Genomic DNA, 23,036 nt, shown 5'->3' on the forward strand with positions numbered 1-23,036 from the left:
ATTGAAGCATAATTCCTAAACTAGCAAGAGAAAGTCCTTTGGTTGTCTTAAATCCTTCAAAATTAGTGTTAATTTGTGGCCGCGGCGGGCGTACAGCAATATTATCTCCCCTACTCTCTTCGTATAAAGGGTATAACTTTGCAATATCATCACTAGAATCGCCATTTTCAATACTTCCTACATAAGATCGTATTTCTTCTTTAACCTCCATTCTCAACTTTGCCTTTTCTTCTTCTCTCCTTCTGATTCGCTCTTTTCTTTCTTGTTCTTCTTGTCTAAATAACCTCTCTATATATTCTTGTTGTCGTTTGAGTTGCAGTTTGCGTTCTTTTTCTGTTTTCTCTTTTTCTTTTTTTTCTTCTTCTTCGTCTTTCACATTTTTTGACGCATTAAATTCAAAATTTTTGCTTGCTAATCTTATTTTTTCGCCATATTTTTCTTTTGTCGTCGTATAATTTTTCTTATACTTATGCGAGTACCAATCTTTGAATCGGCCCTCCCATATGAGATCATAATCGTTTATTACGCCATCTTTTCTTTTCATCATCATCCACACTTTGTACTTGTATCTGTTGCCAAATTGTTTTATAAAGTGTTTCAAAATATCTTCGATGTCATATTCTTTCCCATACTCATTTATGGCAGTCTCCAAATTTAGCAGGGCGTTTATGTAAGTTGAATCGTTGTTGCTCAGCTCTTTTACCTGTTGCATATAGTTTCTGCTTATTTTGTGCACATCGATCAGTCTAGTTTTTACACCAATTCGTTTAAATTGCACTTTTTCACTTTTTTGTTTACCGCTTTTTGGTTTTTCACATGAAAGACTTTTTGCAGAGTTTTTCTCTAAAAAGTTTTTAGAATTCTCTTTATTTACATTGCTTATATTAGCTTTATTAATAACGTCCGGTGTTTGCACATGCGAAATTATACCCATACGATTTTTATGAAGTTGTTCGTTGTTTTTTTCTTCTATTTTTTTTGTAATAAATTTTGTAGTTTTTGAATTTATATTTTTGGGTTCGTTATCAAAAGGTTCATTAAGATCGAAATTTCCAATTATGATTTTATCTTTCAAATTATCTTGTAGCATTTGTGTTAGATATTCTAATATTGCGTCTTTATGTGTAGGCATTAGTTCCATATTTTGCACATAATAAGAGACACTTCCTTTTCCTTTTCCAAATCTTATAATTTTAGATTTTATTAGATTTAGATTGTTTAGTAGCTTTATATCTAATTCTAGTGTGCGTTTACATACTTTTTTTGCAGAATCATTTTCTAATAATTTAAGTACTATTTTTTGGATATCACATGCTGAATATTCTTCAACGCCCATTGATTGTTTATAATTTGTATTTTTAGTATTTATTGCCCAATAAATTTTAATTATTCTGTTATAGCGTTTTAGCATTTTGATTATTTGCAATTTAACATATGACATTCGTATTGTTTGACTATTATTGGGATCTTTATAAATATTTAATTTTACAAGGTTTTTTAATATTGCATTTATTTGACCTTTTGGTATTTTATGTTTGAATTTATTATTATCTTTTGATATACTTAACATATCTTTTGTTTTTTTATCCAAAGTTTGGATTTCGTTTAATATCAACGAGCTTTGGACTTTAGTCTAATTAGATCTTAGATTCTATTAGACTTTTATTTTTTATTATATATTAAAATTTTGTTCTTGACTAGTTTAGGGTCAAAATAATTTTTATATACTATTTTATTTATATAGATTAGCAATTATATTAATAATATGGTACAATTTCTAAAGCAAATTTTATATTTATTGTTAAATATTATGGTTTGCAAAGCTTTTATATTAATGTTTAAATATGAATTTTGGATTTATTAGATCATGATTTTTAATGTTAATTTGTGCGTTAATCTCAAAGAGGTTTAAAATTAAGGAGTTTTCAAATGAGTACATTTGGGAGGCAAAGTGTCTTTCTTGATGATGAAGGTAGTTTTAATTTAGATAATAAGAATCTTAAAAAGATTGGATTTAAAGATTTATTACCTTATAAGTTAATAGATAAAAATGAACTCAAAAATGAGTATTATATGGCTAGTAGGGAAATTTGGACTTATAAGGGTGATAAAGGTTATGTAAGGGTAAAGGAAGAAGTTACATGTAAAATGCACAAATTTGAAACAACTATGCGTATATCAAAGGCTGCTTTGATGAATGATACTTTAATTGACGATAATGTTAAGTATGATTTAGCACTTAATCTTATGAAAAATGTTTATTATTCAATTGTTTTTGGAAAAACATCTATTAATATGGAAGGTGTCGCAACACTTTCTGGTAGAACTAAATTAACAAGTACATCGTTTTCATCATTAACTGCTGGGATTAAGTTGCGTCAAAAAGTTGTGGAAGCTAAACTTCAATCTGAGGAACATCAGGAAAGACTTGAAGGATTTGATGGATCTTATCGATTGCTCTTACCTTATCAGTTTTCACATCTCTTATTAGAGCTTTACAGTGAGCCTCAATATGTAACAATAAAAGATTCTCTTAAAAGAGACTTTAATATAGTAACATCTTTATTTAAAGGACTTAAACATCCAGTTCTTTATGAACTTAATCCTAAAGTCATGTTTGTTCCAATTTTGTCCAAAATATATTTTAGCAAGTTTTCATTACCTACGGGTGATTATATTAGTGCATTAATTTTAGCAGGAATTGTTCATTTTCGTCCAAAAGAAGTTGTTGAGATTACTATTAGTGATAGCTGAATCTAAGGTATGAATCAAAATATTATTGACAATTTTTCTTGAATTATTATGTTTAAGAACTTACTTAAAAAGTAGTTTTAGTTTTGGCTTTTAAAATATGAGTACAAGCTTAGAGTCTGATGACAAAAACTGAAATAGTAAGATAGGTGATAAATTTACTGAGCTTGGTAATAAATTTAAAATTAACAAAACAGAACTTAGTGATAAGTTAAATATTGAATAATTAAATGTTTGGAACTATTATCGCACTTAATTTAGGAACTTTCCTAACATTAATTTCAATAATTCATTAGGTTTTTGTTGGATAAGAAAGATGAACTTGCTAAAATTCACATTAACTCATAAGCAAATTAACTATGAGTAATCTCTGATTTAATCTTTTTATCACCTTAATTTTTTAAATTTTTATTTTGTCTTTGTTTTAATAACTTTTTCTTTTGATTGCAACGTAATTTCAGGTTCAGTTTTTTTTAACAACAGCTTTTTGAAATTATTATTAAAACTTTACTTATAGTTTTTGTGAAAAGTGTCCAAATATTATTCATAGATGTATGTTATAAATATTATAAAAGGGGATAATAAATAATTTACACTAAAAGGTAACAATATTGCTATAAAGCATACAAAAAAGTGTCAGAATTTATGTTTTGAAAAAATTGTAAAAATAATATTAATATTAAATTTATATATAACAATGGTACCAGAAAATGGATTTGAACAATCTTTTAATTTTATAAGGCTTAGAATATTAATTGTTCATAAAAGGAAATAGGAGAATAATATTCGACACTAAGTAGAATTTACTCTGTGTATTCTTTTTTATTATCCATAAATTTATGTATCACAATGATAGATAGAATGCAAAAAATAAGTATTAATAAAATAAATGTATTTATGATGCTGATCAAACTAGCTAAAACTGAACATGCTATTAATACTAAGAATGAAAATAAACGAGATATTGTGCTATTAATAGAAGTTATGGTGCCTAAAATTTTTGAATCTATATTTTTTCTTAAAAAAAATTCTAAATTATTAGAATAAAGAGAAACTAAAATTACAAGCAATGTTATTATGGTAACAAACATATAAGTGTATGAAATTATTTTTGTTAAAATTGATAATAAAAATATGATACTTAAAATAACATAAGAATCATATCTTGAATGTCTAATTTTTTTAAAAATCCATGCTCCTACAATATTTGAGAAACGCAATAATATATATATAATGCCAAATATGCTAATAGGAACATTTTTATCAATAAAAATTGCTTGCCAGTATAAATAAAAAGGTTGAAAAAAAAACTGAATAGAGCTGATTAAAATAAGTAATTCTATGAATATTTTAGACCTTAATAATATAATTATATTTTTTTTAAAGTGTTTAAGATATAAACTTATATCTTCCTTGTTATAATCCGTATTTTTGTCATTTGATATAAAAAAAATTGTTATTAAAGATGATACGAGATATAAAAATAGTGAAATAATATAAATCTTTTTATCAATATATAAAAACAATATACTTCCTGAATATCCACCTACGATAGCTCCAGTACTTAAAATTATTTTCATAGATGATATGAATGCTTTTAACTTTTTAGAATTATTTTGATATATATGAGTAAAACTAATATCAATTGTACCAGTATTAACTGCAGATGAGACACCATATATAAACCAGGCAATACAAAGCATTATAAATGATGATGTTTTAAAGATAATAAAATAAGCAAACATTGATAAGAAAATTGACGATAAATAAACAATTTTTCTGTCAAAAATATCTGATATTATGCCTGAAGGAAGTTCAAAAAAAATAATTGCTAACATATAAAACATTTGCACTATAGCAATATCTCTTAATTTTAAACCTTTGTTTATTAAAATAATAGTTAAAACAGCATGTGGTAATGTTCTTGCAAATTCTGATAAAAATAATGAATAAAAATAATATCTTTGATGTTTATCTTCTATCATAAATTTTTATTACACTTGCAAAATTTATTTTTTTCAATATTAATTGAATGTAATGAAAAATCATGGTTACTAATACCGATTCTTTTATTTAAAGAATTAATGTTTTTATATTCACCGCCAAAATAAAATATTATATCAATAATAGCCATACTTGAGGCAATTGCATTGTTTGTAAAAAAAGAAGGAGCTTGATAATCCTTATTTGCAAGTGTTATCTTGTCTTCTATTATAGAAGATGATGACATTTTTACAACTCCAATATCAGTACAATAAGAACAAGAAGAAATATTAGGAATATAAAATGGACCAATGACTGAGAAATCATTAAGATAGCCAATATTTATAAATGGAACAGAATGCTCAATACAAAATTTATTAATTAAAGGTAGACAATAATCATCATCTGCTGACAATACTATTAAAGATGGTTTAATTTTTGAATTACACAAAATACTTTTTAGTAATTTCGTTGAAACTTTTTGTTTATATTTTTGGGTTTTAATAGTTTTGTTTATTGATCTTATTTTTTTTTCAATTATATCTACTTTATTAGCCCCTATAAAATCATAATCAAATAGAAATTGTCTATTTAAATTAGATTCTTCTATTTTATCTTCGTCTATAAAAGTTATAAATCCTAATCCTAAAGTAGAAAGAGAATAAGTCATAAAATTGCCAATACCGCCACATCCAATAATAATAATATGTTTTTTTTCTAAATTGAAATTTTCTGGATTTGTTAATAAAAGATCTAAGAAATATTTATTTTTTAGGTAAATGTTATTTTGAGCATGTGTATGTGTATAAAAGGGAATTAATATTTTATTATCTAAAGCTAACTTAATAATTTTATTATCAATATGGTTTTCGCTAGCAAACGATATTAATTCTTCGTATGTTTTTTTCTCCTGTGCAAATATTACAATGTCTAGTAGTTTTTCAAAAAGATTATCATCTACTTCAATTTGAAATTGCCCTAAATTAACAAGATTGCCCAAAGTGGATTTATTAAAGAATGAAGTTGGATTTTTTATATAAATCATTTTTATAACCTCTGAATATTTAAAATCAAGCATACCAAACTTTTTATCATCATTTGGTATGCTTGATTTTAAATATTAGTTAAGTGTTTTTCCACGCATAACATTTACCTCCATTAAATATATATATTTAATAATATTAAAAAATATCTTTAATTTCAAGATATTAAAAAATAAATTTATATTTAATTTTAATTTTTTCATTTTTATTCAATTGCTGAGTATTAAAAATACTTAATTGCACTTTGATTCTTGTTTTTGATACATATTTTATTTTTTTATTAAAAAATATCAAAATGAAAATTTTAATATTTGGATATTAAAGGTTAAATTTGATTTAATATAAAGCACTACTGTTGTTTGTCGGTGCATAACAAATTCAAGATAAAATCAATAGCTGTTTTATGACAATCTTTATTGACAGAATATATCTGTAAATATTCCATATTTTATGCATGAAATTAATTTCATGCATTCTTAATTACTATTTTTTAAATTCTTAAATTTTGTTTGAAGCTTTCCAAGCAAATTTTTTCTATTAAAAAAAATTTCGTCCAATATAAAACTAGTAAATTTTGGATTTTTTTTATAAAAGTCATAGCTTTCTTGTCTTTTAAGTTGAAATTTCAAAGGTTTTATTACATTCTGTTTCGATTTCTTAGTGTTAAACCCTGCTTTATTTCTTAAAGAAAGAATAATATCATGAATTCCATTTTCAATAATGTCTTTTTCCTCAACCAAACCCTCTTGTATAGCATTTGCTATCTTTAAATATTCATAAGCTTGAGTCTTTGCTATTCTATAATGTCGAGTAAATTCTTCAAAATTTTTATATCCATCTAATTTATAATATTCATTATCTTTAATCTCTTTCAAAATTTTCATGCTTTCTATTTTATTTAATATTTCTTTTTGAAAATTAAATACTAATCTCTCTTTCAAATAATTATAATATTCTAATATTTTATTCTCATTAGCTATATCATTTAAAGGATGATTTTCATCTTCAATAACACGTTTTGTTATTTTTATATTCATAATTAATTCTCCCTATTTGTTTTTTCCGTATTACGGAAAAATTCATAAATAGCTGTTTGATATTCTTTTATGTAATCTTTATCAAGATCGAACATATCATTCTGTGCAATTCTTTTATTCAAATCTTCTCTTTCAGATACAACTCCTAGAAAATTGAATTTTTCTTTTATCATACTTAGCAAGTTTTTACGGGTATTATTTTTTTTAAAACGAGTTACTAAAACAAAGATTGGTATATCAAATTTCAATTTTCTTAGAAAAAATTCCAGTATTTCTAGACTTTCAAATGCCCAACGTTCAGCAGTCATTGGTACTATTATATAATCACTTACAACTAATGCATTTGTCAAAATAATGTCTAAACTAGGACTTGTATCAATGATTATGTAATCATATATGTCATATAATAATTTTAAACTTTGTTTGAATCTTAGTTCCTTAAAAGCAATATTATCGTTGTGAAAAAAGTGCAAATTTAAATAACTTGGCAATAAGCTTAAATTGTTATCTATTTTAACGATAGTTGAATTTATATTAATTTTATCAATCAATACTTCATAAATATTTTTGCTGACAAGATTCAAATTTTGATTTTCTAATTTCTCATAAAAATAACTTGTCACTGATGCTTGTGTATCCATATCTATTAAGAGTACCTTATGTTTTTGAGATAAAATGGTAGCAACAAGTAACGCACTTGTGCTTTTCCCAACACCACCCTTAATACTTGCAATAGTTATTACTTTTGGTTTTTTTCTAGCCATATTGTTATAATGAATTCCTCCATTTGGTAATTGTTTTTCATAAAATTTATATACTTCCTTTTTAAATTAATTGGTTGTTAAAGGTCTTTGTATATTTTAACCTTTCTTGTTTGTTTAGAGAATCTTTTTAATAATTTTACAAAGACATTTATTGTTAATTTATCCTTTAATTGATGAAGTAGTATGGCGAATGTGTAGTTTTTTGTGTCTTTTTATTACATTGAGCAGATTTTTGAAGTTTATTCATTATATTTCTAAAATCATTGTATGTGTCATTTTCTATTATAAAGTGTGTTTTATAAAGAATATAATAATGATCGACTATAAACTCATATAAAAAAATATATAAAAAACACAAAAATAAAACAAACCTCAACAAATTCTACTCTTCAAGAACTAGTAGCATTTTACTCAAAATAAAGATGGACTTATAACTACTACTACTATTGTAAATATAGCCAAGGAAATTGTTTTTATGTTAGCTAAGCTCAAAAATAAATCAGATCAAATATGAATATATAAATTTATACATACTAAGGAGAAAAATATTTTCCTTTGTAATCTATTTGAAAATTATATATTATTAATTTCTTAACATTTAATTAAAATAAGATAGATTATTTGATTAATTAGGTCTAGAGTAAGAAGAAATATATGAATGATTTAGTGATAAGGTAGATAGGCTTGATTTTATTTAACTTATCATTTGTTGTATTATATTTGTACCGATTTTATTATGTGTAATCTTTAGTATCAAAATTTTGATGTAGTATTCGTAACTTCCAAGCTAATAGAGATAATGTTATTAATTTGCATTATGGACATTATGAAAATGATATCCTTGAGAAGGATTTTTACTATTTAGAAAATCTGAAAAAATAATTTCAATTTGAAACTTGAATTTTATAATGAGATATATAATGTTAGCAACAACTTTGATTTTAAGATAGACAATGCTAAAAGTGAATTGAAATTTGCTATTGCGATTCTTAATAATTAAATTGTTATTATACGAAAATATATGGATTAATATAATAAATTTGTGATATTCAATTTATTAATATTTACATTAAAGTGTAAGAGTATGATTTTAATTTTAGAAATAGATAATTGTTTAATGATTTATAACTAATATAGGAGATATATGAAATTATTATTTATTGTGGCATATTTTTAAAAATATGCTTGTTAAAATTAGTAAAAGAGAGATTAAAAGAATTAAGAGTTTAATTTAATAGGTGCTGAAGTAAAGTATACGATTGTTTGTTGCTAGTTTAAATTGATATTGTGATATTATGGTCAGTATTGTGATGTTTGTGTATTATTTTGTATTTTAACTACTTTTTAATATTAATATTTTTTCTTTTTTTTAATATGTGATATATATATAATTTATATTATAAAAATATAAATTAAGAACGGAGGTTTAAATGAAAAAACCATTAGGTTTGTTAATAATAATTAATTTATTTATGGGGTGTGATAGTAACAGTATTCTTGGTTTAGGCAAATTGATAGATAAACATAAGGATACTGGTAGTAATATACTTGGATTAGATAAATTATCAGATGAGAGTAAGGATGCTTTATTAGATTCAGCATTAACAATTGGGCAAGAAATGGTACAAGTTGGGAAAGAGATAGGTCCTAGAGTAGTAAATATGGGAGAAGAAGTAGTATCAGGAACATTAGAATTAGGACAAGATATACTAGAAATAGGACAGAAGGCAGGAGAGATGATAATACCGGGAGTATTACAAGCAGGTCAAGTAATATTGCCAGGAGCAATACAAGCAGGTCAATTGATATTATCAGAAGTATTTGAAACAGGAAAAATTGTAGTTCCAGAATTATTGGAAACAGGAAAAGTGATAGGACAAGGTTTTCAGGATATTTTTTGGTTTGTTGGGAATGTTGTTGGTGATATGTTAGAAGATTTGCTTGTTAAGGCAGATATTAAGTCTACTGATAAGAGAAATAAGATCAAAGAACACTTTGAAAAAGTGAAAACTCAATTAGAAGCTATTAAAAAAAGTAAATTAGGTGATTCATCAGAAGTTCTTAGCAAATTAATTACTGCTGTAGAGAAATTAGCTAATGCTGTTGGTGGTGATGACATTGGTATTGGAGAAGTAAGCAATAGTGCTACTTGGTCTTCTATCATGTCTAATAAAGAAAGCGTTCAATCTATCATTGATGGGATTAAAGAGATAGTTGAGCTTGCTGAAAAGTCAGGTATAACTGTTGAATCAGGAAATGCTGGTGATTTTGTTGCTGCTTCTGCTCAAACCGCTGCTCCTGCTGCTCTTAATGGTGGTCATGCTGGTGCTAAACCAGGAGCTGGTATTAAACTTGCTGAAGAAGTGTCTAAAGCAGATCCATGGGCTATTATTGATAAGATAAGAAAATCTAAGGTTTCAACAGAAACAGGTTATATGAGTGGTAATAAGAAGGCTGGAGAATTAATTACTGGCAAGACTAGTGGTGGTATTGGTGTTGGGGCAGAGACTAATGCAGACTTTGCAGCTGCTGTTGCATTAAAAGCAATGAGTAAAGATGGCAAATTTGCTGTTTATGCTAAGGATGCTAGTAGTAACGATGCTAATAAAGTTAAAGAAGCCGCAACTGAGGCTGTTAACAAAGTATTGGATACACTTGGTTTAATTATTAGACGGACAGTTAGAATGGAGATTGGTAAGGGTAACAAAAAAGTAATTGATCAGAAATCTTAATTTACTTTATTTAAAGTTCAATACTTGCTATTAAATTTAAATCATTATTAGCAAGTATTGTGTAATATAAATTCATTTGGATGTACATATGTAGAGGAGAAAGTGTTGCAAGTAATAATGCCTTTTCTATGTGGTGCTATCCATTTCAAATATTAAATGGTGTTTTTATAGAATTAATTTTTTAAAAAATGTGAAACCTGTAAATGTCATTTAAATAGGGTTATTGGGAATATAAATAAGATAGTCTAAAATATTTTTTTACAGTATTTTTTGAAAATATCTTGGTTCATTTATTCTTATTTATTGTGTATTTATTTATTTTATTCATTAATTATTTATTCGATTTGTTTTGGGTGTCTTTTTAAAGATAAGATAGAATAAAAAAAGAATAAGTATATAATAAAAGATGTTAAAAATGGGGAGAGAGAGTAATCGATAGAGAGGAAAATAGAGAGAAGAGTAAAAGGGTTATTTTTCTTGATGGTGGTGGTGATGAGATGTAATAGTGGAGGAGTAAGTGGAGAAGTGAAAGATCCAGAGAAAGTGTTTTTGAATAATATGGTAAATTTGGGGGAAAGGATTTTTAGATGTATTTGTGAGTTTTGGGGATATGATTACAGGGACGTTGGGGATAAAGGCGGAAACAAAGAATAGAGTGAGACAGGTGGGTATTTTAGCAAGATAGCAGAGACAATGAAAGGAGTTAGAGAGAAATTAGGGAAAATTTTAGAAGAGAATGGGAATTATGAGAAGGTGAAAGAGAAGGTAGAGGAATTTATTGGGGAGGTAGTTAAGATTGAAGTAGGAGCCAAGTAAGCATCAGGGGGGGTGCTATTGGTGATGTAATAGGGAATGCTAAGAAAGGTGAAGATGCGAGTCCTGGAGAAGCAGGAAGTGTTAATAAATTAGTAAAAGGAATTAGAGAAATAGTTGAGGTGGTTTTAAAGAAGGGAGAAGGAGATCCAAATGCTACTAAAACTGGAGAGACAGAGCAAAAATCAGTTGGTAATTTGCTTGCTACACAGAATGATGTCACAGAACAACAAGCTGCAGCAGCAAGTGCATCAATAGGAGCAATAAGTGGAGCTGATATCTTGCAGGCTATATCACATTCTGAAGATGTTAGCATTAGTAAAGATATTAATATTGTGATTAATGCAGCAGAGATTGGAGTTGCCAAAAAGGACTCTGGTACTAAGACTCTTGATCAAGCAAAGAAAGATGCAGTAATAGCAGGAGGGATAGGGATTAATTAGGTAAATAATTAGTTAAGAGGGCTTATTTTAGCTCTCTTTTTTTATTTGCAGTATTGTATATAGTTTGATGAATTGTGTTTCATATAAATCATCATTTATTGACTTTTTTGTTTGTTTTCTAAGATAAGCTAGAAAAAAATAAAAAATAAGGAGGCGAAAAGGATGAATATAGAGAAAAAAGGAGAGGGGAAAGTAAGAGTAGTAATAATGATGGTGATGATGATGGTGATGATGATGGGATGTAATAGTGGAGGAGTAGGAGGAGTAGGGGGGAAGGTAGACTTAGCAAAGAAGAATAGTTTTTTAGAGTCATTAGTAAAGATAGGAGAGGGGTTTCAGGAGATTTTTGTTGGGTTTGGCAGTGCTTTTGGAGATGTATTAGGATTTAGTGTAGTTAAATCGGGGGATAAGAGAAGTGAAGTAGGAAAACATTTTGAGAAGGTAAAAAAAGGATTAGAAGATACTAATAATAAATTAAAAGAGCTATCAGGTGATATTTTGGGGACAAAGAATGCTGATGGTAGTACAATTGCAATTGTTAAGAGTGTAATTAAAGGAGCAAATGATGTTTTTGAGCAATTAATTGGTGCTGTAACTAAACTTTCTGGTGTAACTAATGCCAATGTTGATATTGGTGATGCTAGTAGTGCTGGTGGTGCAGTTGGAGCTAATAGGGATAGCGTTAATACAGTAATTGAAGGTGTAAAGGCAATTATTGGTGTAGCAGAGAAACTTGATATTAAAATTGAGAAGGGAACCTCGGGTGGTGAAGTGGCTAATGCTAATGGACTTAAGTTATTAGCTCACAATGCTCAAGTTGATCAGGGGGCTGCTCCTAAACTTGCTGAAGAAGTATCAAAGGCAGATGCATGGGCAGTGATTGATAAGATTAAAAATGCTACTACTGTTGGTACTGCTACTATTGCTAATGCAGAAGCTGGAGCACTTGCTCTTGGTGGTGGTAATACTCAAAATGATAATGGTACTGCAAAAACCAATGCTGACTTGGCGGCAGCAGTAGCTCTTAAGGCTATGACTAAGGATGGTAAGTTTACTCAACCTCAAGCTAATGAAGTTGGAGCAGTAAAAGCAGCAGCGGTAAGTGCAGTAAATAAGGTATTAGAGATATTGGATATAATAATTAAGAAAACGGTAAGTAGCAATTTAGATAAAGTAAAAGAAGCAGTTAAGGGAATAAAATACTCCGAGAGTAGTGTAACTGAGACTAGTCAATCTGATACTTCTCAGACTACAAATAAACAGTAATTAATAAATTATGTAACTGTTAACACTTCTCTGTAATCCAGAGAGGTGTTATTTTTGTTACTCGATGTATACGTTCTAATTAAAAATATTCGGTTTATTGTGTAAAATTGTATAGAATAGATTTGCATAGTTATAAAATTTTGTATAAAAATATAATGAATCGTAAGAAGTAAGTTTTATAAATTATATGAGATATTTTAGTTGTTTTAGGAGATTTAATGACACGCCCAGTTGTAATATTTTAGCATGGTATAAAAACATATTAAAACTTATAACGAAATTAATATCCTAAACAATAATCGTATATTAAAAATGTAGAAAAGTCTAGTAATAGTAAAATTTTGTTTTTTTAATGTAGATAATAGAATATTTGTACTATTTAATATTAAGAATAATTTGTGTTAAAATTAATAATTTCTTTAGGATTTATTTTGATTATATTATTTGTACTATTGGTAAATACGTTTTTATCATTTTTTGATGTTTGATTTTTTGAAAATTGTCAACTTTTCACATTTTGGAGGCAACTTTTATAGATTTTAGGGTCAACTTTCCTCATTTTGAAGTTAACTCATAAATTAAAAAGTCAACTTTTCTCATTTTAATTACAGGGACATTGGGGATAAAAGCGGACACAAAGAAGAGTGAGATAGGTGGGTATTTTAGTAAGATAACAGAGACAATGAAGGAAGTTAGAGAGAAGTTAGGTAAGATTTTGGAAGAGAATGGGAAATATGAGAAAGTGAAAGAGAAGGTAGAGGAATTTATTGGGAAGATAGGTAAGATCGAAGAAGGAGCAAAGAAAGCTGCTTTGGGGGCTAATGATAGTGCAGTCATTGGTGGAGTTGTAAAATCTGATGCTGCTGGGAATGGTGTTGATGCGGAAAGTGTTAAAAATTTAGTTGTGGGAATTAAAAAAATAGTTGATTTAGTTGTAGGAAAAGGTGATGGTCAAGCAGATAAAACTAGTCCTGTTGAGGAGGATAAGAAGAATATTGGGAAATTGTTTGGTGATAAGACTGATGCTGGTAAAGGTGCTGAAGAAAAGCATGTGGCTGCAGCAAGTGCATCAATAGGAGCAGTAAGTGGTTCTGATATATTAAAAGATATTGCTAATTCCGGTGATGTTAAGGCAAATGGTGCGGTTAAAGATGCTAAGGATGCTGCTGCTTTGGCTTTAGCTAAAGGTACTAATAATGACAATGATGAAAAACTTGGTGATTCTGTAAAGAAAGATGCTATTATAGCAGCAGGAATAGCATTGAGAGGAATGGCAAGAGATGGTAAGTTTATTGTTAAGGATGATGGTGATAAAAAAACAGAAGCAGAAGGGGCTAAGGGAGCAGCAGCAAATGCGGTAAATAAGGTATTAAGTACATTGGTAATAGCGATCAGGAATAGAGTGGATGAAGGATTAAAAGAGATTAATAATGTATTGGGAGAGATTAAGCAGGGAGAAGGTACTGAAGCTAAGGCTAATTAATAGGTGAATTAGTATATATTTAATATAGTTAAAATTATTAGATATAAAGATTAGTAAAGGGAGCAAAAAAGCTCTCTTTTTTTATTTGCAGGATTGTATATAGTTTGGTGAATTGTTTTTCATATAAACATCTTTGTTTCTTCTAATCCTTAAAAGATAAGCTAGAAAAAAATAAAAAATAAGGAGGCGAAAAGGATGAATAGAGAGAAAAAAGTAGAGGGGAAAATAAGAGTAGTGATAATAATGGTGATGATGATGGGATGTAATAATGGGGGAGGAATAAAGGAAGGAGAGGAAGGGAAAGGAATGAAGGGAGATGGGAGTGTAATAGATTTAAAGGTAGTAGGGGAGAAGATAAAGAGTGCGGTGGAATTTTCGGAAAGTGTTAAAGAAGTTTATACTTTGGTTAAGTCGGTTGACGAGTTGTCTAAAGCCATTGGAAAGAAAATTAAGGACTCTGCTGCTGAGCTTGCTGTTCAGGCAGATAAAAATGCATCAATACTTGCAGGAGCATTTAATGTTGTGTTATATGTTAAGACTAAATTGGAACAATTGGAGAAAAGGGAAGGAATTTCTGAGGAGTTGAAAGCAAAAGTTATTGCTACAACGACTGCAAATACAGCATTTTTAAATAAATTGAAAGAAGAGAATGCTTACCTTGGTAAAGATGGTGTTACTGATGATAATGCAAAAAAAGCCATAGATAGAATTGGTCAACCTAATGGAAATAAAGGAGCGAAAGAATTAGGAGAACTCAACAAAGCAATTGATGAATTGTTAAGGGCTTCTAATAAAATAGTATCGGATGCAATGACAGAGCTTGTAGTTAAACCTACTATTTAAGAAGTTAAATTATATAAATATCAAGATATTCAAGTGGAATAATAACTTTAAGAAAGTAAATAAAGTTATAAAGTAAAGATATTGGGAGTTAATCTCTTGGTATCTTTTATTTTATTGTTTCATGAAAATTGTTCTGATTGAAAATATTCAGTTTTTGTTGAATAACATTGTACAAACAAAAGCAATATATCAAAAAAACTTTATTGTGGGATATCATTAATCATTTGAACAAATTTAATGATATTATCTATATTTTTAATTAGAATGTAAAAAAAATATACCAATATCTTTAACAAAAATTAAATATTATAAATTATAAGAAAGTCAATGATAAATATTTTGTATTTTCAGGTTGATAATAGATGGTGATAAGATCAATTTTTGTTTGATTTTATTTTTTGCCTCTAATTCTTTAAAGATAAGCTGTGAAAAAGCTAATAATAAATATAAATATAAGGAGGCGAAGAAAATGAATAGAGAAGTAAAAGAAGGAGAAATAAAAGGGAAGAGAGGAATAGAGAGAGTGAGAGAGAGTGTGAATAGAATGAAAAGAAGAGTAAAAGGGATAGTGATGGTGATGATGATGATAGTAATGGGATGTAATAGTGGAGGTAGAGATCCAGAGAAAGTGTTTTTGAGTGAGATGGTAAATTAGGTAAAGGATTTTTAGATGTATTTGTGAGTTTTGGCGATATGATTACGGAGACATTAGGAATAAAGGCAGATACAAAGAGGAGTGAGATTGGGGCATATTTTACTAAGATTGAGAATACAATGAAGATAGTGAAAGGTAAATTGAGTAAAATTTTAGAAGAACATGGAAGTTATGAGAAAGTGAAAGAGAAGGTAGAGGGATTTATTGGGAAGATAAGTAAGATTGAAGAAGGGGCAAAGGAAGCAAGTAAAGGTGCTAATGATGATATAATAGGAAATGCTAAGAAAGGTGAAGATGCAGTTGCTGCTAGCAAAGATTCTGTTGTTTCTCTTGTTAGGGGGATAAAAGCGATTGTTGAAATAGTGTTAGGAGAAAAAGAAGGTAATGCTGGTAATAATATAATTACTGAAGACAAAAAAGACTATAGGTAAATTATTTGGAAAGAAGGATGGTGATAGGGCCCAAGAAGCAGAGGCTGCTAAAGTAAGTGCATCAATAGGAGCAGTGAGTGGAGCTGATATATTGAAAGCTATTGCAAAATCAAAGGGAGATCCTAAAGCTGATAGTACTAATGGAATTGAAAAAGCAACAGATGCAGCAGAGATAGCTGTTGTTCCATCTGTTGATGATAAAAAGGAGATTAAAGAGGATACAGCAAAGAAAGATGCAATAATAGCAGCAGGGATAGCATTAAGAGGAATGGCAAAGGAAGGTAAATTTGCGGCTAAAAGGATGAAGATAAATCAGCAAATGCAGTAAATGGAGCAGTAGCAAGTGCAGTAAATAAGGTATTAAGTACATTGGTGATAGCGATCAGGAATACAGTAGATAAGGGATTGAAAGAGATAAATGAGGTGTTGGGAGAGATTAAGCAAGGAGAAGGTGTTGAAGCTAAAGTTAGTGAGTAAGTTGTAGTGAAAATTATTAAATAAGAATATTACTAAAGGGAGCCATGAGGTTCTCTTTTTTTATTTACGGTATTGCGTATTTTATATAAATAATATGCGTATAAATCATTATTTATTGACTTTTTTGTGTGTCTCTTTAATGGAAAAGCAAAAAAATAATAAAAATAGGAGGCGAAAAGAGTTAATAAAGGGAAACAGGAGATAGTAGAAATACGGGAGTAATGATAGGATTAATGGTGATAATGGGATGTAATAGTGGGGGGAGTAAAGGGAGAAGGAGCAGCAGGAGGAGACGGGAGAGGAGTAGGAAGTTTAAGTGAGTTAATTGCAACTTCAAGACAAGTGTTTTTGGATGCTTTTGTGTCTTTTGGAGAGCTATTAAAAGGGACGTTTGGTATTACTTCAGATGCAACTAAGGAAGAAGTTGGGGAACGACTGGGTAAGATTGGAGAAGCTGTTCAAGTGGCTAAAAGGAAATTAGAAAGTATAAAGGAAGATAGTAACTATAATTTAATTAAAACTAGGGTTGATAGTATCATGACTAAAGTAATTGATACTTTAGAGAAAATAGTTAATGGAGCAAATAAAATTAAGGAATCTACTATTAGTGCTGCTGATAAAATTGCTAGTGCTACTGCTGATAATAATGATGCGGTGCAAGCGGATAAAATAAGTGTAAAGGGTCTTGTTGAAGGGATTAGTATGCTTTGTGAGGCAGCAAAGGGAGTTGGTACTGAACCAAAAGGAAATGTCAATAGAGTGATTACGGATTCTAAGGAAGTTGGAAATTTGTTTGGGGAGACTGCTAATGTTACTGATGCCAAAGCATTGAGCGGAGCCAACAAGGCATTGAATGAAGTTAGTGGTGCAGATATATTATTGGCAATTGAAGCAGCTAAGGATGGTACAAGCAAAGATGCTGGCGATATTAACGCGGCAACTAATGCTTTTGACATGGCGATTGCTAATAAGAATCATGGCAATCTTTCTAATATTAATACAAATGCGTCAGTAATATCAGCAGGTTTAGCATTAAAAGCGATGGCTAAGAATGGTAAATTAGCAACTCTTGCTACTCATGCACCAAAAGAAGGAATAAATGCGGTATTATATAGATCAGTTAATAAGACTGTAAATGAGATAGTATCTATTATAAGAAGGACAGTTGATAAATGTTTAAAAGATGTTGATGATTGCCTCAAAGAAAATTTTAGTAGTGAGGTAAGTTCTAGTTGATATAGTGTATTATTTAGATTCTTTTTTGTTTTAAAAGAAGATTTTTGTAAATTTGATAAACAGGAATGTCTTGTATGGGTATTTCTGTTTTTTTATCTATTAGATAAAAATTAAAGACGTTATTTTTTGTTTTATAACTTAGTTAAGTAACTAAGACATGAGTGTGCAGTAATTAAGGCGTTAGGTATATTAACGATGGCAATAAGAAATACTATTGATTCAGGATTTACAAATGTTGAAGAATCAATGAATATTAATCTTCTGATAATATTCCTGTAATTATTGAAGCTGGAAATTTTCTTTTCTTCTTTTTTTGAGGATGTATCTTATTAAGGGTTTTTCATTTGTTTGTTTGGCAAGTAAATTTTCAATTTGTAATCTATATATCTTCAATTTTTGCTTATTATACATGGCGGTAGACGTAGCGGTTCATTAACAACAACAATAATTATCGATATAAAGAAATTCTTTTCTTGTTCTTTATGAGGTATATAGAGAGATGTTTTCTTGATAGAATTTACTCTGTGTTTGTTTTGTTTATTCATTTTTTTGATTTTTCTGTTGGTATAGATTGAAAAGGACCTAAGTAATTTCCAAAAGTAAAATAGAAAAAGCAAAAAGGGATAGAACTTATAGAGAAATAAGGAAATAAGAAGATAGGTAGGATAATAGGAGAGAGAAATAATAGGATAGGAGAGAAGAGAAGGCTAGAAGGATGAATAGAGAGAAAAAAGTAGAGGGGAAAATAAGAGTAATAATGATAATGATGGTGATGATGATGGTGATGATGGGATGTAATAGTGGGGGTAGAGATCCAGAGAAAGTGTTTTTGAGTGAGATGGTAAATTTGGGTAAAGGATTTATGGAAGTGTTTGTAAGTTTTGGTGATATGATTACAGGGACATTGGGGATAAAGGCAGAAACAAAGAAAAGCGATATTGGGGCATATTTTACTAAGATTGAGAATACAATGAAGATAGTGAAAGGTAAATTGAGTAAAATTTTAGAAGAACATGGAAGTTATGAGAAAGTGAAAGAGAAGGTAGAGGGATTTATTGGGAAGATAAGTAAGATCGAAGAAGGAGCAAGGAAAGCTGCTTTGGGGGCTACTGATAGTGCAGTTATTGGTGAAGTTGTAAAGTCAGGTGCTGCTGTTTTTGGGACTGCTAATGCAGATAGTGTAAAGAATTTGGTTGAGGGAATAAAGGAAATAGTTGATTTGGTTGTAACAGAAGGAGACGGACAAGCAGATAAAACTAAGCCTCTTAATGATGATAAAGAGAAAATAGGAAAATTATTTGGTGCTAAAACTAGTGATGATAGTGGAGCAGAAGATAAACATACAGCAGCGGCAAATGCATCAATAGGAGCAGTAAGTGGTGCTGATATATTGAAAGCAATTGCTGGAGCTAATGCTAGTGCTAATAAAGATGGGAAAGTTAGTGAAGCTAAGGATGCTGCTGCTTTGGCTTTATCAAAGGGTACTAATACTGATAATGAAGATAAATTAACTACTGTAGAATCAAAGAAAGATGCAGTAATAGCAGCGGGTATAGCATTGAGAGGGATGGCAAAGGATGGTAAGTTTATTGTAAAGGATATTGGTGACAATAAAACAGAAGTTGCATCTGCAAAAGGAGCAGCAGCAAATGCAGTGAATAAGGTATTGAGTACATTGGTGATAGCAATCAGGAATAGAGTAGATGAAGGATTAAAAGAGATAAATAAGGTGTTAGGAGAGATTAAACAAGGAGAAGGTTCTGTTGCCAAAATTAATGAATAAAAGAATAAGATCATTAGGATAAAATTGAGAATATAGTTAATTTTTTTCAATAAAAACTTAGTTAATGAGAGCAATAAAGCTCTCTTTTTTTATTTGCGGTATTGTGTATGTTGTATAAAGCCTTATTTATTTGTTTTCTACTTTTAAGGATAAGCTAGAAAAAAATAAAAAATAAGGAGGCGAAAAGGATGAATAGAGAGAAAAAAGAAGAGGGGAAAGTAAGAGTAGTAATAATGATGGTGATGATGATGGTGATGATGGGATGTAATAGTGGAGGTAGAGATCCAGAGAAAGTATTTTTGAGTGAGATGGTAAATTTAGGGAAAGGATTTATGGACGTTTTTGTGAGTTTTGGGGATATGATTACAGGGACGTTGGGAATAAAAGCGGATACAAAGAAAAGTGAGATTGGGGAATATTTTACTAAGATTGAAAATACTATGAAAGGCGTGAAAGGGAAATTGGGAGAGATTTTAGAAAAGAATGGGCATTATACAAAGGTAAAGGCAGCAGTTGATGAATTTGTTGCAGTTTTAGATAAGATAGGTCATGGAGCAAAAATTGCTGCTAGTGGGGCTACTGATGGAGTATCAATTGGTGAGATTGTAAAGTCTGATTCTGGTTCTAGCGTTGATTCTACAAGTGTAGGTGCACTTGTTAAAGGAATTAAAGAGATAGTTGATTTGGTATTGAATGAAGGAAATGGACAGGCAGATAATACTGATCCTCTTGCTACTGATAAAGAAGGTATTGGTATGCTATTTGGGGCTAAAAATTCTGATGCTAATGGTGGAGCTGAAGATAAACATGTAGCGGCAGCAAGTGCATCAATCGGGGCTGTAACTGGTGCTGACATATTAAAAGCTATTGCTATTGCTAATGCTGATGCTAATAAAGATGGGAAAGTTAAAGATGCTAAGGATGCGGCTGCTTTGGCTTTAGCTAAGGGTACTACTACTGAAAATGATGAAAAACTTACTATGGCAGAATCCAAAAAAGATGCAGTAATAGCAGCAGGGATAGCATTGAGAGCTATGTCTAAAAATGGTAAATTTATTGTAAAGGATACTGCTGCAAAAAAGACTGAAGCTGAGGCTGCTAGAGGGGTAGCAGCAAGTGCTGTAACTAAAGTATTAAATACTCTTATAATAGCAATAAGAAATAGTGTTGATAGTGGATTAAAAAAGATAAATGAAGTACTAGCTACGGTTAAACAGGAAGATAAGTCTATTGAAGCAACAGCTAGTGTACAATAGTAAGTAATTGTCGATGAGAATCAGTAGAAAATAATAGATAGAATTATTTAAATAATATAATTTGAATTAATTATGAAAAATAATTAGTTAGTTAAGAGGGCTTGTTTTTAGCTCTCTTTTTTACTTTGAAATGTTTATTATTGTGTATAAGTTGTCATTCATTCATTGTTGTATTCGTTTTGGTTTTTGTGTCTTGCTAACATTAGAAGATAATTAGTAAATAAAAAAAATAGGAGGCTAAGATAACAGCTTCTTTAATTTTATCAAGTTCATGATTAACTGCTTTTTGAATTATTACATCCAGTATTCCTAGTACCTTTTTCTCAGTACTTGCTGCTGATGCCTTAACAATATTCACTATCAGCATTGTTAGAACTAAACTTACCAGCCTTAGTCATAGCCTTAAGTGCAACAGCTGCTGCTAAGTCTGCATTGGTAGTTGCCTTAGAACCATTAGAATTACCAGGAGTACCAGTAGCTAATTCCCCAGCATCATTACTATCATTCTGATTAAGAGCACCATCTTTGATCTTAGCATTCTTTATCTTATCTACCATTGCCCATGAATCAGCTTGAATTACTACATCAGCTTTACATCCCATCACCATCAATAATTCTTTTACTCTTTTTCATCCACATCCCTTTCTTTTCCCTTCTAGATCTTCTTCCATGGTTAATAGAATAAAATATTCTGAGACAGCAGGAACTAATGCAATTGAATATGTTACGAGTCAAACTAAAGCTATAAATAATAGTAAATTAATAAATTATGTAATGTTAACACTTCTCTCTGTAAATCGTGAGGGAGGTGTTATTTTTGTTAATTACATGTTATTTGATTGATACATATGTTCTAATAAAATATTCGGTTTATTGTATAAAATTGTATAGATAACAAATTATAGAAGCTAATCTACACAAAACACTTTAGTCATTTGAAGAAATTTAATGGTGCTCATTTACAGTGTTAATTTAGTATAGGAAAAAACATACTTAAACTTACAAAAATCTAATACCTTATTCAATAGGTATATATTAAAAATGTAAAAAAGTCTAGTGATAGTAAAATTTTGTTATTGAATGCAGATAATGTAATATTTGTACTATGTAACATTAAGATGTTATTATGTAGTGAAATAAATCATTTTTAGGTTTAATTTTAAAAAAAATATTTTTGTACTAATGATTGCAGATAAATATATTTGTTTATAAAAAAGTGTAAACTATTTGCAGTATGTATACGTAAATTTTGAAATGAATTAATAAAAATTAAGTTTTCAAGACTTATTTAGTGAAGTAGGCCTACTTACAAGTTTGATACTTTTGTATTTTGGATGTTTTAAGATGGATTCATAAAAGTAAGAATTGTCCTTTTTGTTTAGAGATTGAAGAATAATAGAATAAATATATTCTAAATGTTTAGTAGTTATATTTGCAAGAAATAATTTTTTGAGAATGCGATTAAGTTTTACATGAATAATATAAACTTATGTTTTTTTAGGAAATAAATAGCATTTATAATGAGTGTGGAGTTGACCAAAGTATGATTTCTAATTTGTAAATTGGATGATGATGTGTAAGTAATAGTATCATGTGTATAATTAGTGATAGTAAAATTTTTTTTGGTGAATTGAGATAATAGAATACCAGAAGAAAGCAAGATACCTATTGCTTTAAGTTCTGTACTATTTGATATTAAGAGGTAATTTATACAAAAATTAATAATTTCTTTAGAATTTATTTCAATTATATTATTTGTACTATTGTTAAATATGATTTTTATCATTTTTTTGATGTTTGATTTTTTTAAAAAATTTTTTTATACTAATCATCTTAAATAAATATAGATCTGTTTTTAAAAAATTGTAAACTTTGTACTTTTTTAGGTAACTTTGTATTTTTTTAAAAATTAAGAAGTAAACTTTGTATTTTTTTGGGGTAACTTTGTACTTTTTTGGGTAAACTTTGTATTTTTTAGGGTAAACTTTGTTCTAAAAAAAGGCCTAAATCTATACTAAACACAAACTATAGATATAGTTT

General features: G+C 29.0%; 14 protein-coding genes and 5 pseudogenes. 12 read left to right on the forward strand and 7 right to left on the reverse strand.

Features of this window, described 5'->3' with window-relative positions:
• Positions 1-1,570 (reverse strand): plasmid maintenance protein (locus tag BDU_RS05270; protein WP_049752273.1); only part of this gene is annotated, 1,570 nt, incomplete at its 3' end.
• Positions 1,571-1,929: 359 nt separating this feature from the next.
• On the opposite strand from BDU_RS05270, the gene BDU_RS05275 reads away from it, so the two are divergent.
• Positions 1,930-2,754: a hypothetical protein gene (locus BDU_RS05275; protein WP_012539707.1), complete on the forward strand. Its 825-nt coding sequence runs from the start codon at positions 1,930-1,932 to the stop codon at positions 2,752-2,754.
• Between the two features lie 800 nt (positions 2,755-3,554).
• Here BDU_RS05275 and BDU_RS05280 read toward each other — a convergent pair.
• The 5 genes from BDU_RS05280 to BDU_RS09005 all read right to left on the reverse strand — a co-directional run bounded on the left by BDU_RS05280 (position 3,555) and on the right by BDU_RS09005 (position 7,957).
• On the reverse strand, positions 3,555-4,736 hold the full coding sequence (locus BDU_RS05280) for an MFS transporter (RefSeq protein WP_012539708.1): 1,182 nt from the start codon (positions 4,734-4,736) through the stop codon (positions 3,555-3,557).
• The gene (locus BDU_RS05285; RefSeq protein ID WP_143705857.1) at positions 4,733-5,779 is read right to left on the reverse strand and encodes a ThiF family adenylyltransferase; all 1,047 of its coding nucleotides are present in this window, start codon (positions 5,777-5,779) and stop codon (positions 4,733-4,735) included. The genes BDU_RS05280 and BDU_RS05285 overlap by 4 nt, the downstream gene beginning before the upstream one ends.
• 474 nt (positions 5,780-6,253) lie before the next feature.
• Positions 6,254-6,814 carry a chromosome replication/partitioning protein gene (locus tag BDU_RS05290; protein ID WP_012539710.1) on the reverse strand — a complete coding sequence of 187 codons (561 nt, stop codon included), beginning with the start codon at positions 6,812-6,814 and terminating at the stop codon, positions 6,254-6,256.
• Between the two features lie 2 nt (positions 6,815-6,816).
• A complete protein-coding gene (locus BDU_RS05295) occupies positions 6,817-7,578 on the reverse strand; it encodes a ParA family protein (protein WP_012539711.1) in 762 nt (253 codons plus the stop codon).
• A 166-nt stretch (positions 7,579-7,744) separates the two neighbouring features.
• Positions 7,745-7,957, reverse strand: coding sequence for a plasmid maintenance protein (locus BDU_RS09005; protein ID WP_143705858.1), 213 nt, complete (start codon positions 7,955-7,957; stop codon positions 7,745-7,747).
• Between the two features lie 1,051 nt (positions 7,958-9,008).
• Here BDU_RS09005 and BDU_RS05300 point away from each other — a divergent pair.
• From BDU_RS05300 to BDU_RS05340, 10 genes and pseudogenes are all read left to right on the forward strand, one after another.
• Entirely contained in the window at positions 9,009-10,310 is a 1,302-nt protein-coding gene (locus BDU_RS05300) for a variable large family protein (protein WP_012539712.1), read from the forward strand.
• 480 nt (positions 10,311-10,790) lie between these two features.
• Positions 10,791-11,560, forward strand: a pseudogene (locus tag BDU_RS08600) (variable large family protein); the annotation flags it as partial.
• A 168-nt stretch (positions 11,561-11,728) separates the two neighbouring features.
• Entirely contained in the window at positions 11,729-12,832 is a 1,104-nt protein-coding gene (locus BDU_RS05310) for a variable large family protein (RefSeq protein WP_012539713.1), read from the forward strand.
• A gap of 601 nt (positions 12,833-13,433) precedes the next feature.
• Positions 13,434-14,315: pseudogene (locus BDU_RS05315) on the forward strand (variable large family protein); the annotation flags it as partial.
• Positions 14,316-14,510: 195 nt separating this feature from the next.
• A complete protein-coding gene (locus BDU_RS05320; RefSeq protein ID WP_012539714.1) occupies positions 14,511-15,158 on the forward strand; it encodes a Vsp/OspC family lipoprotein in 648 nt (215 codons plus the stop codon).
• Between the two features lie 544 nt (positions 15,159-15,702).
• Positions 15,703-16,721: pseudogene (locus BDU_RS05325) on the forward strand (variable large family protein).
• Positions 16,722-16,815: 94 nt separating this feature from the next.
• Positions 16,816-17,957: pseudogene (locus tag BDU_RS05330) on the forward strand (variable large family protein).
• A 171-nt stretch (positions 17,958-18,128) separates the two neighbouring features.
• The gene (locus BDU_RS09010; protein WP_404801587.1) at positions 18,129-18,236 is read left to right on the forward strand and encodes a hypothetical protein; all 108 of its coding nucleotides are present in this window, start codon (positions 18,129-18,131) and stop codon (positions 18,234-18,236) included.
• 436 nt (positions 18,237-18,672) lie between these two features.
• Positions 18,673-19,740, forward strand: a complete 1,068-nt coding sequence (locus BDU_RS05335; RefSeq protein ID WP_012539716.1) for a variable large family protein — start codon at positions 18,673-18,675, stop codon at positions 19,738-19,740.
• A 188-nt stretch (positions 19,741-19,928) separates the two neighbouring features.
• Positions 19,929-20,996 (forward strand): variable large family protein, encoded by a 1,068-nt coding sequence (locus BDU_RS05340; RefSeq protein WP_012539717.1) that lies wholly within the window; start codon positions 19,929-19,931, stop codon positions 20,994-20,996.
• 202 nt (positions 20,997-21,198) lie between these two features.
• Here BDU_RS05340 and BDU_RS07740 read toward each other — a convergent pair.
• Positions 21,199-21,586: pseudogene (locus tag BDU_RS07740) on the reverse strand (variable large family protein); the annotation flags it as partial.
• 79 nt (positions 21,587-21,665) lie between these two features.
• On the opposite strand from BDU_RS07740, the gene BDU_RS08265 reads away from it, so the two are divergent.
• Positions 21,666-21,839 (forward strand): hypothetical protein, encoded by a 174-nt coding sequence (locus BDU_RS08265; protein WP_158298591.1) that lies wholly within the window; start codon positions 21,666-21,668, stop codon positions 21,837-21,839.
• Positions 21,840-23,036 lie beyond the last annotated feature (1,197 nt).

Source organism: Borrelia duttonii Ly, assembly GCF_000019685.1.
GTDB classification, from domain to species: domain Bacteria; phylum Spirochaetota; class Spirochaetia; order Borreliales; family Borreliaceae; genus Borrelia; species Borrelia duttonii.

What these genes read in the sequence shown, in the direction of transcription:
- BDU_RS05295 (WP_012539711.1), bottom strand. Translation starts at nt 7,578, where the DNA reads ATGGCTAGAAAAAAACCAAAAGTAATAACTATTGCAAGTATTAAGGGT.
- BDU_RS05310 (WP_012539713.1), top strand. Translation starts at nt 11,729, where the DNA reads ATGAATATAGAGAAAAAAGGAGAGGGGAAAGTAAGAGTAGTAATAATG.
- BDU_RS08265 (WP_158298591.1), top strand. Translation starts at nt 21,666, where the DNA reads ATGGTTAATAGAATAAAATATTCTGAGACAGCAGGAACTAATGCAATT.
- BDU_RS05300 (WP_012539712.1), top strand. Translation starts at nt 9,009, where the DNA reads ATGAAAAAACCATTAGGTTTGTTAATAATAATTAATTTATTTATGGGG.
- BDU_RS05290 (WP_012539710.1), bottom strand. Translation starts at nt 6,814, where the DNA reads ATGAATATAAAAATAACAAAACGTGTTATTGAAGATGAAAATCATCCT.
- BDU_RS05320 (WP_012539714.1), top strand. Translation starts at nt 14,511, where the DNA reads ATGAATAGAGAGAAAAAAGTAGAGGGGAAAATAAGAGTAGTGATAATA.
- BDU_RS05340 (WP_012539717.1), top strand. Translation starts at nt 19,929, where the DNA reads ATGAATAGAGAGAAAAAAGAAGAGGGGAAAGTAAGAGTAGTAATAATG.
- BDU_RS05335 (WP_012539716.1), top strand. Translation starts at nt 18,673, where the DNA reads ATGAATAGAGAGAAAAAAGTAGAGGGGAAAATAAGAGTAATAATGATA.
- BDU_RS05285 (WP_143705857.1), bottom strand. Translation starts at nt 5,779, where the DNA reads ATGATTTATATAAAAAATCCAACTTCATTCTTTAATAAATCCACTTTG.
- BDU_RS05275 (WP_012539707.1), top strand. Translation starts at nt 1,930, where the DNA reads ATGAGTACATTTGGGAGGCAAAGTGTCTTTCTTGATGATGAAGGTAGT.
- BDU_RS05280 (WP_012539708.1), bottom strand. Translation starts at nt 4,736, where the DNA reads ATGATAGAAGATAAACATCAAAGATATTATTTTTATTCATTATTTTTA.